Source organism: Streptomyces sp. NPDC048696, assembly GCF_043198895.1.
GTDB lineage: Bacteria > Actinomycetota > Actinomycetes > Streptomycetales > Streptomycetaceae > Streptomyces.
This window is the reverse complement of the sequence record NZ_JBICVJ010000006.1, coordinates 193122-207902: the sequence shown is the minus strand read 5'-3', so window position 1 is coordinate 207902 and position 14781 is coordinate 193122. Positions and strand designations below refer to the sequence as shown.

Below are 14781 nucleotides of genomic sequence, written 5' to 3'. Positions count from 1 at the left end.
GGGCCTCACCCCCGCAGGGTGAAGTCCTCGGCCGTCGCATGACGCAGCTCCCGGGCCGCGCCTTTCGGGGGGCGCGGCGCCGGTACGGTCAGAAGCGGGCACTGGGCGTGCCGCAGTACGTACCGGCGCACCGGGGCCCACCGGGCGCCCGGGCGGCCGCCCACGACCAGCAGGTCGTCGGGCCGGCCCGCGACGGCGCACAGCACCCGGCCGGGCCGGTCCATGCCCGCCACCTTGCGGACCTCGACGCCCTCGGGCAGTCCGCCGAAGGCGTCCTCGAAGGCCCGGTCGAGGCGTTTGCGCGCCTCCAGTTCCCAGTGCGCGGCCCAGGCGGGTTCCGGGTTGCGCAGATACAGGGCCCTGCCCTCGGGCGGCTCCCAGGCGATCACGGCGACCAGCACGCGCCCGAGACGCCGGGCCTCCCCGACCCCCGCACGCAGGGCGGCGAGCCCGCCGAGCGACCCGCTGACGCCGACCGCGACCCGCCCGGGCGCGGGGTCCGTCGGCGCGCTCACTTCCGCCTCCTCGTACGCCCCCACCACGTCCTGAGCCGCCCCGGCGACACCCTCCTCGCCCCCTCCTCGCGGAGCCGCTGCATCTCGCGTTCGAACCGGTCCGTCACCACGACCGCGTCCGGTACCTCGCCGTACATGGTTCTCGCCCTCTCCCCACTTCCGCCAGGCCAATCGCGCCGACTTCCTTCGAGTCTGTACGCTGATTGGACTGGACAGCAGGGCCAATCCAAGGGAGTTGGTATGGCAGGGATCCGCATGGTCCACTCGGTGGGCGGCACGGCGGACACCAGCAGGACGCTGGGCAGCCGACAGCTGGCCACCCTGGTCGGCGCCACCGCAGGACCCCGCCCCGGCTACCGCCCGCTCGCCCAGGGCGTACGCACCCTGCTCCTGGACGGCCGGATTCCGCTGCACACCAGGCTCCCCGCCGAGCGGGAGCTGGCCACCGCGCTGGGGGTCAGCCGGGCCACCGTCACGGCCGCGTACGACCTGCTGCGCGAGGGCGGGTACGCGCTGAGCCGGCGTGGCGCGGGCACCTGGACCGAGCTGCCGGAGGGCCAGCGCCCGGCCAATGTGGCCAGCTTCGCGGACGGCTCGGACCTCATCGACCTGGCCATGGCGGCGCCCGCCGCGCCCGAGGCCGAGTACGCCGAGGCGCTGGCCCTCGCCGCGGACGAGCTGCCCGCCCATCTGCGCACGCCCGGCTACCACCCGCTCGGCCTGCCCCGGCTGCGCGCGGCCGTCGCCGAGCGCTACACCCGGCGCGGCCTGCCGACGCTGCCCGACCAGATCCTGATCACCACGGGCGCCCAGCAGGCGCTCTCGCTGGTGGTGTCCCTGCTCGGCCGCCCGGGCGACCGGGTCCTGGTCGAGAGTCCGTCGTACCCGAACGGCCTGGACGCGGTAGGGCACGCCGGGCTGCGCATCACGCCCGTACCGGTGACGGACAGCGGCTGGGACGGCGAGCTGATGGAGTGCGCGCTGCGGCAGACCGCGCCCCGGCTCGCGTATCTGATCCCGGACTTCCACAACCCGACCGGCGCGCTGATGCCGACCGAGCAGCGCACCCGGCTGCTGCGGTCGGCGCGGGCCACCGGCACCTGGCTGCTCATCGACGAGACGATGGCGGAGATGGCGCTGGACGTACCGGCGCCCGCGCCGTTCGCCTCGCTCGCGCACCACGGCGAGGCCGAGCAGATCGTGACGGTCGGCTCGCTCAGCAAGACGCACTGGGGCGGGCTGCGGATCGGCTGGGTGCGGGCGGGTTCACGGCTGATCACCGAGCTCGCGGGAACGCGGATCCATCAGGACATGGCGTCCTCGGTCCTGGACCAGCTGGTGGCGGTGAACCTGCTGCCCGGCATGGACGACGTACTGGTGGAGCGGCTGCGGCGGATGCGGGAGCAGCGCGCGGCCCTCACGGACGCGCTCACCGCCCAGTTCCCCGAGTGGCGCTGGCAGTCGCCACCGGGCGGCCTGACCCTCTGGGTCGACCTGGGCCGCCCGATCGCGGGCGCGCTGGCGCGGGCGGCGCTGGCGCACGGGGTACTGCTCCAGGGCGGCGCCCGCTTCGCGGCAGACCCGGGCACCCACGAGCACCGCCTGCGAATCCCGTACTGCCTGCCCGCCGACCTGACACGCGAGGCGGTACGAAGGCTGGCGGTGACGCTGGACGAGGGCCTGCCGACAGTGACGGGCGAGCCGTCCCAGCCGCACTGGGTGGCGTAAGCGCGATGCGGTACCGGGTACCTCCAGGGGCGCGGGGCTGTCACATTGTGCGGCTCCGCCGCGTGGGCGCGACCAGCCACGCACGGCCCGCAGCCAAACAACCGCAGGCGCAGCGCCTAGCGCGACGGCTCGCCGAATAAGTCAACGGCTTCCCGCACACCCTTCACCGCAAGGGACAACGCGCTGACAGACCCGATGGACCCGGCGATCAGGAGCAGCGAGCGGCGCAGCCGCGGAACCTCCGGGTTCCCGGAAACGGCCATGGCATCCAGCGCCGCCAGCTCGTCCTCGGCCACGGCCCGGTCCCGGAACTCCGCCGGATGCCCGGCCAGCTCCCGGCGCAGCCGTGCCACGGCCACCCGCAGTTCGGCCACTCTGGGGTCCTCACCACTGCCGGTCACGGGCCTCTGCTCCACGCGTCGCAACACAAGTCCTTCCCCCAGGCACCCCACGCACACCGTCGGGCCGGCGTTCACAGCCCGTCAGCGAAGGTCAACTGACGGGAGTTGCGGGCAAGTTAACGCCATCGCGCCGGGCGCGCGCCACTGTGCGGACGGAATTCGGCGGGCCCATTCGGTATACGTGGGGCCATGACGACACCGATGAACGACGAACCGCAGGTCGTGGGTCTGCTCCTGGCTGCGGGCGGCGGGCGCCGCCTCGGCGGACGGCCGAAGGCTCTGTTGACGCACCGGGGCCGCCCGCTCGTGGAGCACGCGGTGCGGGTGCTGCGCGAGGGCGGCTGCACGGCCGTGCACGTGGTGCTGGGAGCCTCCGCCGACGAGGTACGAAAGCGCGCCCGGCTCGACGACTGCGTGCTCGTCGACAACCCGGAGTGGGCCGAGGGCATGGGCTCCTCGCTGCGCGCGGGGCTCGCCTCGCTCGCCGGTACGGGCGCACCGGCCGCCCTGGTCTGTCTGGTCGACCAGCCCGGCATCGGCCCGGCTGCGATCGCGCGCGTACGGGCCGCCTACGCCTCACCGTCGTCGCTGGTCGCGGCCGCGTACGAGGGGCGGCGCGGCCACCCGGTGCTCTTCGGGGCCGACCGCTGGCCCGACATCGCGGCGAGCGCGGAGGGCGACCGCGGGGCGCGCGCGTATCTGAAGGCGCACGAGTCGGCGATCACGCTGGTCGAGTGCGGGGACGTGGCCGAGCCGTACGACATCGACACGGAGGCGGATCTCAAGCGGCTCGACTGATACTCCGGTACACCTGGAGTGAACGGGGTGGCACCGAGCGCCACGGTCTGTCGACCCGGAGAATCTCGACATCAACAAACCATTGAACTTCCACCATGAGGAAACTAGTATCCACTGTTCAGAAGCGCCCGATTGATTGAGACGGCGCCCCCAGTCGCATCCGGGGCCATGGCACTCAGTGCCATTTCTGCCTCCCGGCGGCCGGCGAGGGCACCGCCCGCGAAGGAGTGACAGCACATGTCCGCACCAGCGCCGTCCCCGCTGGCCATCGTCGACGCCGAGCCCCTGCCCCGGCAGGACGAGGTGCTCACCGACGCGGCCCTCGCCTTCGTGGCCGAGCTGCACCGGCTGTTCACGCCCCGCCGTGACGAGCTCCTGCTCCGCCGCCAGGAGCGCCGCGCCGAGATCGCCCGCACCTCCACGCTGGACTTCCGCCCCGAGACCGCCGCCGTGCGCGAGGGCGACTGGAAGGTCGCCCCGGCCCCGGCCGCGCTCAACGACCGCCGGGTCGAGATCACCGGCCCCACCGACCGCAAGATGACCATCAACGCGCTGAACTCCGGCGCCAAGGTCTGGCTCGCGGACTTCGAGGACGCCTCCGCCCCCACCTGGGAGAACGTCGTCCTCGGCCAGCTCAATCTGATGGACGCCTACGAGCGCCGGATCGACTTCACCGACCCGGGGTCGGGCAAGTCGTACGCCCTCAAGGACGCGGACGAGCTCGCGACCGTCGTGATGCGGCCGCGCGGCTGGCACCTGGAAGAGCGCCACCTGCGCTTCGACGGCCGCCCGGTGCCGGGCGCCCTGGTCGACTTCGGCCTCTACTTCTTCCACAACGCCAAGCGCCTGATCGAGCTCGGCAAGGGCCCGTACTTCTACCTCCCGAAGACCGAGTCGTACCTGGAGGCCCGCCTCTGGAACGACATCTTCGTCTTCGCCCAGGACTACGTCGGCATCCCGCAGGGCACTGTCCGCGCGACCGTCCTGATCGAGACGATCACGGCCGCGTACGAGATGGAGGAGATCCTCTACGAGCTGCGCGACCACGCGGCCGGGCTGAACGCGGGCCGCTGGGACTACCTCTTCTCCATCGTCAAGAACTTCCGCGACGGCGGCGCCAAGTTCGTGCTGCCGGACCGCAACGCGGTGACCATGACGGCCCCCTTCATGCGCGCGTACACCGAACTCCTGGTCCGCACCTGCCACAAGCGCGGCGCGCACGCCATCGGCGGCATGGCGGCCTTCATCCCGTCCCGCAAGGACGCCGAGGTCAACAAGGTCGCGTTCGAGAAGGTCAAGGCCGACAAGGACCGCGAGGCGGGCGACGGCTTCGACGGCTCGTGGGTGGCCCACCCGGACCTCGTCCCGATCGCGATGGCGTCCTTCGACGCGGTCCTCGGCGACAAGCCCAACCAGAAGGACCGGCTGCGCGAGGACGTGTCGGTGGCGCCCGGCGACCTGATCGCCATCGACTCGCTCGACGCCAGCCCCACCTACGACGGCCTGCGCAACGCCGTCCAGGTCGGCATCCGCTACATCGAGGCCTGGCTGCGGGGCCTGGGCGCGGTCGCCATCTTCAACCTCATGGAGGACGCGGCCACCGCCGAGATCTCCCGCTCGCAGATCTGGCAGTGGATCAACGCGGGCGTCGTGTTCGAGAACGGCGAGCTCGCCACCGCCGACCTCGCCCGCAAGGTCGCGGCCGAGGAACTGGCCGCGATCCGGGCCGAGATCGGCGAGGAGGCGTTCGCGGCCGGCCGCTGGCAGCAGGCCCACGACCTCCTGCTGAAGGTCTCGCTCGACGCGGACTACGCGGACTTCCTGACGCTGCCCGCCTATGCGCAACTGGTCGGCTGACCAGGGCATTTACGGCCGGCACTGAGCCAAGGGGCGCGGGTCCGGGGCGAATCGACCGCTCCGGGCCCGCGCCCCTGTCAGAATGAGTGAATGTTACGTGGAGGCAGGGTCGCCGTAGTCGGGGGAAGCGTCGCCGGATGTGCCGCGGCGCTGGCAGCGCACCGCGGCGGCGCCGCGCAGATCACCGTGTTCGAACGGGCGGCGGGCCGGCTCGCCGACCGGGGCGTCGGGCTCGCGATGCACAACGACCGGTACGCGGAGCTGGAGTCGGCCGGGTATGTGGACGCGGCGATGCCGTGGCTCCAGCTGAGCCGCCGCTGCTGGTACGTCAGGAACGGCTCGGCGCCGCTGGGCCGCCGGATCGGGGTGCTGCCGTTCCCGTTCCGTACGTACAACTGGGGTCCGCTCTGGCAGGAACTGCGCGACCGCGTGCCGAAGTCGGCGGAGTTCCGGGGCGGGGCGACCGTGACCGGCATCGAGGCGGACCCGGACGGGGTGGAGCTGACCACCGCGTCCGGCGGGAGCGAGCGGTTCGACCTGGTGATCGGCGCCGACGGCTACCGCTCGGCGGTCCGCACGGCAGCGTTCGCCGAGGTGCGCCCCGAGTACGCGGGCTATCTCGCCTGGCGGGGCGCGTTCCCGGCCGACCGGCTGATGGCCCCGGAGCTGTGGCCCGACGAGGACTGCGTGTACGCGGTCTTCCCCGGCGGACACACGATCATCTACCGCATCCCGGACGGCAAGGGCGGGCTGCGCATCAACTGGGTGCTCTACACCGCCCCGCCCGCGGACCTCGGTCTTGACTTCGACAACCCCACCAGCCTGCCGCCGGGCACCCTCGCCGAGACCCTGCACACCCGGCTCGCGCACATCGCGGACACCCGGCTCGCCCCGTACTGGGGCCAGTTGGTGCGCACGACCACCGCCGACGAGCTCTTCGTCCAGCCGATGTACGACTTCACCGCGCCGCACTACGCCAGCGGCCGGCTGGTCCTCGCGGGCGACGCGGCGACGGTGGCCCGCCCGCACACCGGCGGCGGCGCGGTCAAGGCGCTCCAGGACGCCACCGCCCTGGAGGCCGGTCTCATGGCCGCGCCCGACTGGCAGACGGCTCTTCGCGCCTACGACGAGGGCCGCGCTGCGACCGGCCGTTCCATGGTCGAACTGGGCCGCCAACTCGGCCTCGGACTGGTCGAGGAGACGCCCGACTGGAGCACGATGGACCAGCGGGGCCTGGAGAAGTGGTGGCAGCAGGTCGACGGTTCGGGCGGATTCGGCGGCCGCCGCCTCAAACCGTGAACGGTCGGGTCGCGAACAGTCGGGTCGGGAACGGCCGGGTCGTGCACAGTCGGGTCGGGAACAGTCCGGAGGAATCGTTCAGCCACCGATGAGTTCCACCCGCCCCACCGGTCTCCCCTGCATGGACGCACACACCCAGACCCCCGGGCCCGACCTGGCCCCCGCCGCCGAAGCCGTGGCCCGCCTGATCGACGGCGTACGGGACGACCAGCTCGCGGCCGCGACCCCCTGCCCCAAGTACTCCGTACGCGAGCTCGTCGGGCACATCGCCGGGCTCACCGCCGCCTTCACCGCGGCCGCGCACAAGGACTTCGGTCCCGCGACCGGCACCGACCCCGGGTCCGTCACGCCCGTACTGCCCGAGGACTGGCGCACCGGGCTGCCCGGGCGGCTCACGGCGCTGGCCGAGGCGTGGCGGGAGCCGCAGGCGTGGGAGGGGGACACCCAGGCGGGCGGCTTCACCCTGCCCGCCGCGATCGCGGGCGTGGTCGCGCTCAACGAACTGGTCGTCCACGGCTGGGACCTGTCCCGCGCGACCGGCCAGGCGTACGACCCGGGCGCGGCCGGCCCGGAGGCGGTGTACGGGTTCTTCGCGGCGAACCGGGACAGCGCCCTGCGCGCCCCCGCGTTCGGGCCGGTCGTCGAGGTCCCCGAGGACGCCCCGATGCTCGACCGGGTCGTCGGGCTCAGCGGGCGGGACCCGGGCTGGGCCGCCTGAGCCCGGCGGCCACGGCGGCTCCGGTGGCGACGAGCAGCAGCCCGGCCGCCCAGAAGGCACGTTGGGCTCCGTGGGCCGGATCCGCCGCGCCCAGGAAGACGCTGCCGAGCAGGGCGGTGCCCAGGGTCCCGCCGAGCTGCTGCACCGCGTTGAGCAGCCCGGCGGCCGAGCCGGTCTCGGCGGGGCCGACGCGGTGCAGGGCGGCGGTGAAGAACGGGACGGTGAACAGCCCGACGCCCGTGCCGCACACCGCGAGCGCGCCGGGGAGCGGCCACGGGTAGCGGGCGGGGTCGCTCGCCGCGTACACCGCCGTCGCGGCCAGGACGCCCACGAGGAGAGTGGCGAGCCCGGCGTACATCAGGCGCGGCCCGTACCGGGGCACGAGCCGGGTGCCCGCGACCCAGGACGCGACGGCCATGCCGAAGGACCAGGGCAGCAGAGTGAGACCGGCCGTCAGCACATCGGATGCCAGGCCGAGTTGGAGATGGAGCACCACGACCAGCATCAGGCCGTTCAGCACCGCGAAGAAGAGCGTGGAGGTCACCAGGGCCGCCGGGAAGCCCCGGTGCCGGAAGAGTGAGGCCTCGACCAGCGGGCTGCGGCCGCGGCGGCTCTTGCGGCGCTGGTCGAGCCCGAAGAGCCCGAGCACCGCCACCCCGGCCGCCAGGAGCACCCAGGACCAGGCGGGCCACCCGGCGTCCCCGCCCTCGATCAATGGGTAGACCAGCGCGCCGGATCCGGTCACCACGAGCGCGGTGCCGGTGAGGTCCAGGCGCGGACGCCGGGCCGCCCGGTCCTCGCGCAGCAGCGGGGCCGCGAGCAGCACGGCGGCGCCGAGCGGCAGGTTCACCAGGAACACGGACCGCCAGGACGAGCCGAACAGATCGGCGTGGGTCAGGAGCCCGCCGAGCGCGGGCCCGCAGACGGCGGCGAGCCCCATCACCGGACCGATGCTCCCGAGCGCACGCGCCAGCTCTCCACCGTCGAACATGGCCCGGATCAGGCCGATGGTCTGCGGGATGACCAGCGCGGCGGCGGCTCCCTGCGCGGCCCGGGCGCCGATCAGCACCCCGTACGAGGGCGCGACCGCGCAGGCCAGCGAGGCCGCGAGGAAGACCACCACCCCGACGCGGAACACCCGTCGGCGCCCGAGGATGTCGCCCAGGCGTCCGCCGGTGATCAGGAACATGGCGAAGGGGAGGGTGTACGCGGCGGCGTACCACTGGACCACGGAGTCCGGGCCACCCAGGTCGGTCCGGATGACGGGCGTCGCGACCTGCACGATCGTCGCGTCGAGCAGATTCATCGCCTCGGCGACTAGCAGCACGGCGAGCGCGGCCCAGCGCCACCGGTACGGCCCGGCGGACGACCCGGGTGATCCGGGCGCCCCGGGCGATTCCGGCACCACACCCACCCGTACGACCTTCGACACCTTCGGCACAGCCGCTCCTTCCGTAGAGCCGCCGGGCTCCCGGCGGCTCCCCCGAGCCTGCCGACGCGTACGCTTGTGGTTCCATCCACAGCGTCGGATTTGCCGATTCATTCCATTGGCGCGCCCGAGGTGAAGGAATCTCACGTGCTCGACGAGATCGACCGTGCCCTGGTCCACGCCCTGCACCTCGACGGGCGGGCCCCGTTCGCGCGGATCGCGGCGGTCCTGGACGTGTCGACGCAGACCGTCGCCCGGCGCTACCGGCGGCTGCGGGCCGAGGCGGGGCTGCGGGTGGTCGGGCTCGCCGATCCGGCCAGGGCGGGGCTCGCGCAGTGGATGGTGCGCCTGAGCGCGGTGCCGCGCGCCGCGCAGGATCTCGCCCAGGCCCTGGCGCGCCGCGAGGACACCTCCTGGGTCAAACTCGCCTCGGGCGGCACCGAGATCGTCGCGATCGTCCACGCCCCGCAGACCATGCTGCTGCGCGAGATCCCCCGCACCGCCGGAGTGACCGCCGTGTCCGCGCACTACGTCCTGCACACCTACCTCGGCGGCCCCACGGCCTGGCACGGCCGGGCCCGCGCCCTGGACGCGGAGCAGCAGCGAGCTCTCACCCCAACTGTCGCACCGGAGAAGGAAGTCGAGGGATCACGGGCGCTTCCCGTCCCCGCCGACGACCGCCTCCTCGCCGCCCTGCGGCACGACGGCCGGGCGGCCCTCGCCGACCTCGCCGCCGCCACCGGCCTCTCGCCCGCGACGGTCGCCCGGCGGATCGCCGAACTCCGTACCAGCGGGGCCCTGTTCTTCGACGTCGAGATCGACAGCGCCCAACTGGGCGGCGGCACCCAGGCACTGCTGTGGATGGCGGTGACCCCGGCGCATCTCGACGAGGTGGCCCGGACGCTCGCCCGCCACGACGAGCTCGCCTTCGTCGCCGCGACCACCGGCCCGAGCAACCTCGTCGCCCAGGCGCTCTGCCCCGACCCGGCCGCGCTGCACCACTACCTCACCCACCGGCTGGGCGCGCTGGAGGCGATCCGCACCCTGGAGACCGCGCCGGTGCTGCGCACGGTGAAGGCCGCGGGTCCGCTCGCCCCCGCGCGGCGCGCCGCTCCGGGCGGGCGCACCCTCAACTCGCCTCCCGCACCGGGACCTTGAGCTGGTTGAAGCCGTAGTACACCGCGAGCAGGCCGTGCACCGCGAGGGTCAGCGGCGCCGAGACGAAGGCGAGCCCGACCGTCGCCGGGTAGGCCAGCGACCCGAACGCGAAGCGGGCGCGGGCGGCCCGGGCCGCCCGGACGTCGACCCGGGAGTCGAAGAGGTGGCCGGTGCGGGTCAGATGCCACCACAGCGCCGTGAAGTTGAGGGCCATGACGACCATGAAGCCGCTGTACACGGCGGCGGCGACATGCGAGGCGTGCTCCTCCCGCAGATATTCGGCCATCAGCCCGGCCGGCCAGGGGATCGCGGCGACCGTCATGAGCAGCAGCAGATTGAGGAACATCAACGTGCGGTCGACGCGGACCACATAGCTGAAGACCGTGTGGTGGTTGACCCACATGATGCCGATGACCAGGAAGCTCACCACATACGCGGCATACGAGGGCCACTGCCGGCCCAGGTCGCTCCACAGGTGGTCGCCGGAGTGCTGGGGCACCTTGATCTCCAGGATGAGGAGGGTGATCGCGATGGCGAACACGCCGTCGCTGAACGCCTCGACCCGGCTTGATTCATTCACCGGGTGAACTGAACAGGACCCGGCCCGATTCTTCAACATCCTCGTGCCACAAGGGTGTACGGGCCCGCCCGACACCTGGTAGGAAAGTTTCCTAACAAAACAGGGAACGACGAACTCCCCCCAGGAGGTCCGGTGCTCACCCCCCACCACAGCGCCCTCGTACGTCGTCTCAGGATCACCGCCACGGCGCTGCTCGGCATCGCCGTCCTCGCCGTACCCGCCGCCAACGCCACCGCGGCCACCAGCCACAATGCCCCCATGGCAGCTGCGGCGACCGGGCTAGACGACCCGGCCAAGAAGGAAATCGCGATGGAGCTCGTCTCCAGCGCGGAGAACTCCTCACTCAACTGGAAGGCCCAGTACAAGTACATCGAGGACATCGGCGACGGCCGGGGCTACACGGCCGGGATCATCGGGTTCTGCTCCGGCACCGGTGACATGCTGGACCTGGTCCAGCTGTACAGCGACCGCGAGCCCGGGAACGTACTGGAGAAGTACCTGCCCGCGCTGCGCAAGGTGAACGGATCGGACTCGCACGCCGGGCTCGACCCGCACTTCACCCGGGACTGGAAGACGGCCGCCTCGGAGACCGCCTTCAAGAACGCCCAGAACGACGAGCGCGACCGGGTGTACTTCGACCCGGCGGTCAGGCAGGGCAGGGCCGACGGCGTGGGCACGCTCGGCCAGTTCATCTACTACGACGCCCTCGTGATGCACGGCGACGGCGACGACCCGACCACCTTCAGCGGCATCCGCAAGAAGGCGCTGGCCAAGGCCCAACCGCCGTCCCAGGGCGGCGACGAGACGAGGTATCTGAACGCCTTCCTCGACGCCCGCGTCTGGGCGATGAAGCAGGAGGAGGCGCACAGCGACACCAGCCGCGTCGACACCGCGCAGCGGGTATTCCTCAAGAAGGGCAACCTGAACCTCGACCCGCCGCTGGACTGGAAGGTCTACGGCGACCCGTACCACATCGACTGAAGACGGCCGATGAGCCGGTGAGACGGTGAACGAGCGGCGCGCACGGTACGGGCAAGGTACCGTGCGCGCCGCTCGCGTCCGAGGACCGTAGGCGGCGGGTCAGTGCGCGACCACCGCGTGCTCGGCCGCCACTCCCGCTTCCGATGGCGTCGAACTCACCTTCTTACCCAGGTGGTTGAAGGCCAGGTTGAGGACGATCGCGATCACGCAGCCGGTGGAGATGCCGGAGTCCAGGACGACCCGGACGTTCTGCGGGAAGGCGTCGTAGAAGGTCGGCGCCGCGATCGGGATGAGGCCGACGCCGAGGGCGGCCGCGACGATCAGCGCGTTCTCGCCCTGGTCGAGGGCGGCCGTGGACAGCGTCTGGATGCCGCTGGCCGCGACCGAGCCGAAGAGCACGATGCCCGCGCCGCCGAGGACCGGCAGCGGGACCAGCGCGATCACGGACGCGGCCACCGGGCACAGACCGAGCAGGACGAGGATCCCGCCGCCGGTGGCGACCACGAAGCGGCTGCGCACCTTGGTCATCGCGACCAGGCCGATGTTCTGCGCGAAGGCGCTCGCCATGAAGCCGTTGAAGAGCGGACTCACCGCGCTGCCGAGGGTGTCGGCGCGCAGCCCGCCCTCGATGGTGCGCTCGTCCGCCGGACGGCCGACGATCTTGCCGAGGGCCAGCATGTCGGCGGTCGACTCGGTCATACAGACCAGCATCACGATGCACATGGAGACGATCGCGGCGATCTCGAAGTGCGGGGCGCCGAAGTGGAACGGCGTCGGGAAGCCGACGACGTCCGCGTCGCGGAGCGCGTCCAGGCTGGTCATGCCGAACGGCACGGCGATCAGGGTGCCCACGACCAGGCCGAGCAGGATCGCGATCTGCTGGAGGAAGCCGCGCAGCAGCTTGCGCAGCGCCAGCACGATCACCAGGGTGAGCGCGGCCATCCCGATGTTCTTCGTCGAGCCGTAGTCGTGCGCGGCGGCGTTGCCGCCCTGCGCCCACCGGAAGGCCACCGGGAGCAGGGAGACACCTATCAGGGTGATGACCGTGCCGGTGACGACGGGTGGGAAGAAGCGGAGCAACTTGCTGAAGTACGGGGCGAGTACGAAGCCGAGGACGCTCGCGACGATCACCGCCCCGAAGATGACGGTCATGCCGTCGTGGCCGCGGTCCTTGCCGATGGCGATCATCGGGGTGACACCGGCGAACGAGACGCCGTTGACGAACGGCAGACGGGCGCCGACCTTCCAGAACCCGATGGTCTGGAGCAGGGTCGCGAGCCCGGCGGTGAACAGACTCGCGCCGATCAGGAACGCGGTCTCCTTGGCGGTGAGCCCGACCGCGGGCCCGACGACCATGGGCGGGGCCACCACGCCCGCGTACATCGCGGCCACGTGCTGGAGGCCGCTGGTGAACATCTTCAGTGGGGGGAGGGTCTCGTCGACCGGGTGCGCGGCACCTTCGGCGGCCGGGACACGAGGGGCGGGTGCTCCCTCGGGTGCTGCATCGTTGCGGGGCGCGGGCAGGGCGGCCACGGGCGGTTCCTCCGGTCGGGTAACGCGTCGGCGGCGACGCGGGTGTCAGGGAGGTGGTGCAGTGTGGTGCGGCTGTGTTTCGTGGGGCGTACGGTTCGGTCTCGTACGGCGAAAAGATCTTTCTCGCACGTCTCGTGCGAGGAAAAGACCTGCCTCGTGCGGGGATTGGCACGAGTCACCGTCCCGGGGGGTGCGCACCTTCCTGTGGTGCGCACCCCCCGGGCGCGGCTGCCGCGGGCCCCGCTCGGGTCCACGGCGACCGGCCGAGGGCCGTCCCCCTCGGCCGGACTCCTGGGCGGGAATCCCGGCCGGGATCAGGCCTGCGCGGCGATCCGCGCGAGGCGCTGCGCCTCGTCCCGCGTGGCGCGGGCGATGGCGTCCTCGTCGACCGTGAGGAGGCGGTTGTCCTCGACGATCTGCTTGCCGTTGACGAACGACGCCGTCACCGGGGCGGCGGCGCCGAAGACCAGTGCGATGACCGGGTCGGCGATGGAGGCGTGGGCGAGGGTGTCCAGCTTCCACAGCACGAAGTCGGCGAGCTTGCCGGCTTCGAGGGAACCGATCTCGGCCGAGCGGCCGAGCACCTGGGCACCGCCGTACGTGCCGAGCCGCAGCGCCTGGCGGGCGTTGAGGGCGGCCTCGCGGTGGGCGCCGAGGCGGTTGATCAGAAGCGCGTTGCGCAGTTCGGTGTGGAGCTCACCGGACTCGTTGGAGGCGGTGCCGTCGACGCCGAGGCCGACCGGGACACCCGCCTTCAGCATGTCGGGAACGCGGGCGATACCGGCGGCCAGGCGCGCGTTGGAGGACGGGCAGTGGGCGACGCCGGTGCCGGTGCGGGCGAAGGCGGCGATGTCCGAGTCGTTCATGTGGACGCAGTGCGCCATCCACACATCGGAGCCGAGCCAGCCGGTCGACTCGAAGTAGTCGGTCGGACCCATGCCGAACAGCTCCTTGCAGAACTGCTCCTCCTCGACGGTCTCCGAGCCGTGGGTGTGCAGCCGCACGCCCTTGCGGCGGGCCAACTCGGCGCCCTGCTTCATGAGTTCGGTGGAGACCGAGAACGGCGAGCAGGGGGCGACCGCGACCTGGGTCATCGAGTCGAAGGAGGCGTCGTGGAACCGGTCGACGGTCTCCTCGGTCCCGGCGAGCGCGCCCTCCAGGGTCTCGACGGCGAAGTCCGGCGGCAGACCGCCGTCCTTCTTGCTGCGGTCCATGGAGCCCCGGGCGAGCGTGAACCGTACGCCCATCTCGGCGGCGGCGCCGATGATCGCGCCGGAGAGGTCACCGGCGCCCCGCGGGTAGACGTAGTGGTGGTCCATCGCGGTGGTGACACCGCCGCGGGCCATCATCGCGAGCGAGCCCTGTGCGGCGACGCGCCCCATCTGCTCGTCGATGCGCGCCCAGGTCGGGTAGAGCGCCACCAGCCAGTCGAACAGGTTGTGGTCGGTGGCCAGGCCCCGGGTGATCCACTGGTAGAAGTGGTGGTGCGTGTTGACCAGGCCGGGGGTGACCAGGTGGCCGGTGCCGTCGATGCGGCGGACCACGTTCTCCAGGTTCCGCGGGGCCTGCCCCGCCCCGATCGACTCGATCCGGTTGCCGGCGACCACGAGGTACCCGGAGGCGTACTCGGTGTCGTTGGCGTCCACGGTCGCGATCGAACAGTTCTCGATGACGATGCGCTGGGCTGCCGATGGTGCCATCGTGCTTCCTCTTCTTCTTCATCTTGCAGAGCGGGCACGGCAGGACCCTAGAGGATTTGAGTGCCGGGGCCGGGTGGCCCACGG

The 14781-nt window shown here is 72.2% G+C and carries 13 protein-coding genes; 7 read left to right on the top strand and 6 right to left on the bottom strand.

What is annotated here, in order from left to right; translation table 11 throughout:
- Positions 1–5: 5 nt before the first annotated feature.
- Positions 6–515, bottom strand: a complete 510-nt coding sequence (locus ACGFRG_RS14900; RefSeq protein ID WP_393263994.1) for a universal stress protein — start codon at positions 513–515, stop codon at positions 6–8.
- A 240-nt stretch (positions 516–755) separates the two neighbouring features.
- On the opposite strand from ACGFRG_RS14900, the gene ACGFRG_RS14895 reads away from it, so the two are divergent.
- Complete coding sequence (locus tag ACGFRG_RS14895) at positions 756–2243, top strand: PLP-dependent aminotransferase family protein (protein WP_393263992.1); 1488 nt, start codon at positions 756–758, stop codon at positions 2241–2243.
- A gap of 116 nt (positions 2244–2359) precedes the next feature.
- Here ACGFRG_RS14895 and ACGFRG_RS14890 read toward each other — a convergent pair whose 3' ends face one another.
- Positions 2360–2671 carry a DUF5955 family protein gene (locus ACGFRG_RS14890; RefSeq protein WP_361419810.1) on the bottom strand — a complete coding sequence of 104 codons (312 nt, stop codon included), beginning with the start codon at positions 2669–2671 and terminating at the stop codon, positions 2360–2362.
- A 162-nt stretch (positions 2672–2833) separates the two neighbouring features.
- Here ACGFRG_RS14890 and ACGFRG_RS14885 point away from each other — a divergent pair, with 162 nt between their 5' ends.
- The 4 genes from ACGFRG_RS14885 (at position 2834) to ACGFRG_RS14870 (ending at position 7316) form a co-directional block, all read left to right on the top strand.
- Positions 2834–3442 (top strand): NTP transferase domain-containing protein, encoded by a 609-nt coding sequence (locus tag ACGFRG_RS14885; RefSeq protein ID WP_393263990.1) that lies wholly within the window; start codon positions 2834–2836, stop codon positions 3440–3442.
- A gap of 237 nt (positions 3443–3679) precedes the next feature.
- Positions 3680–5299, top strand: coding sequence for a malate synthase A (aceB, locus tag ACGFRG_RS14880; RefSeq protein WP_393263988.1), 1620 nt, complete (start codon positions 3680–3682; stop codon positions 5297–5299).
- 90 nt (positions 5300–5389) lie between these two features.
- Positions 5390–6598, top strand: a complete 1209-nt coding sequence (locus tag ACGFRG_RS14875) for an FAD-dependent monooxygenase (protein WP_361419819.1) — start codon at positions 5390–5392, stop codon at positions 6596–6598.
- Between the two features lie 88 nt (positions 6599–6686).
- Positions 6687–7316, top strand: a complete 630-nt coding sequence (locus ACGFRG_RS14870) for a TIGR03086 family metal-binding protein (RefSeq protein ID WP_361419822.1) — start codon at positions 6687–6689, stop codon at positions 7314–7316.
- Here the strand turns inward: ACGFRG_RS14870 and ACGFRG_RS14865 are convergent.
- Entirely contained in the window at positions 7285–8757 is a 1473-nt protein-coding gene (locus ACGFRG_RS14865; RefSeq protein WP_393263985.1) for an MFS transporter, read from the bottom strand. The two genes, ACGFRG_RS14870 and ACGFRG_RS14865, sit on opposite strands and share 32 nt — an antisense overlap.
- Positions 8758–8892: 135 nt before the next feature.
- Here ACGFRG_RS14865 and ACGFRG_RS14860 point away from each other — a divergent pair, with 135 nt between their 5' ends.
- A complete protein-coding gene (locus tag ACGFRG_RS14860; RefSeq protein ID WP_393263983.1) occupies positions 8893–9903 on the top strand; it encodes an Lrp/AsnC family transcriptional regulator in 1011 nt (336 codons plus the stop codon).
- Here ACGFRG_RS14860 and ACGFRG_RS14855 read toward each other — a convergent pair.
- Positions 9875–10483 (bottom strand): TMEM175 family protein, encoded by a 609-nt coding sequence (locus ACGFRG_RS14855; RefSeq protein ID WP_393263981.1) that lies wholly within the window; start codon positions 10481–10483, stop codon positions 9875–9877. The two genes, ACGFRG_RS14860 and ACGFRG_RS14855, sit on opposite strands and share 29 nt — an antisense overlap.
- Positions 10484–10615: 132 nt before the next feature.
- Between ACGFRG_RS14855 and ACGFRG_RS14850 the strand changes: the two genes are divergently transcribed.
- Positions 10616–11464 (top strand): chitosanase, encoded by an 849-nt coding sequence (locus tag ACGFRG_RS14850; protein ID WP_393263979.1) that lies wholly within the window; start codon positions 10616–10618, stop codon positions 11462–11464.
- Between the two features lie 99 nt (positions 11465–11563).
- Here the strand turns inward: ACGFRG_RS14850 and ACGFRG_RS14845 are convergent, their stop codons facing one another.
- Together ACGFRG_RS14845 and ACGFRG_RS14840 are read right to left on the bottom strand one after the other, a co-directional pair.
- Complete coding sequence (locus ACGFRG_RS14845) at positions 11564–12988, bottom strand: nucleobase:cation symporter-2 family protein (protein ID WP_393264414.1); 1425 nt, start codon at positions 12986–12988, stop codon at positions 11564–11566.
- 323 nt (positions 12989–13311) lie between these two features.
- Positions 13312–14697 (bottom strand): 8-oxoguanine deaminase, encoded by a 1386-nt coding sequence (locus tag ACGFRG_RS14840; RefSeq protein ID WP_393263977.1) that lies wholly within the window; start codon positions 14695–14697, stop codon positions 13312–13314.
- Positions 14698–14781 lie beyond the last annotated feature (84 nt).

Excerpts from the sequence above, each read along its gene's own strand:
- ACGFRG_RS14895 (WP_393263992.1), top strand. The coding sequence starts at position 756 with ATGGCAGGGATCCGCATGGTCCACTCGGTGGGCGGCACGGCGGACACC.
- ACGFRG_RS14885 (WP_393263990.1), top strand. The coding sequence starts at position 2,834 with ATGACGACACCGATGAACGACGAACCGCAGGTCGTGGGTCTGCTCCTG.
- aceB (WP_393263988.1), top strand. The coding sequence starts at position 3,680 with ATGTCCGCACCAGCGCCGTCCCCGCTGGCCATCGTCGACGCCGAGCCC.
- ACGFRG_RS14875 (WP_361419819.1), top strand. The coding sequence starts at position 5,390 with ATGTTACGTGGAGGCAGGGTCGCCGTAGTCGGGGGAAGCGTCGCCGGA.
- ACGFRG_RS14870 (WP_361419822.1), top strand. The coding sequence starts at position 6,687 with ATGAGTTCCACCCGCCCCACCGGTCTCCCCTGCATGGACGCACACACC.
- ACGFRG_RS14840 (WP_393263977.1), bottom strand. The coding sequence starts at position 14,697 with ATGGCACCATCGGCAGCCCAGCGCATCGTCATCGAGAACTGTTCGATC.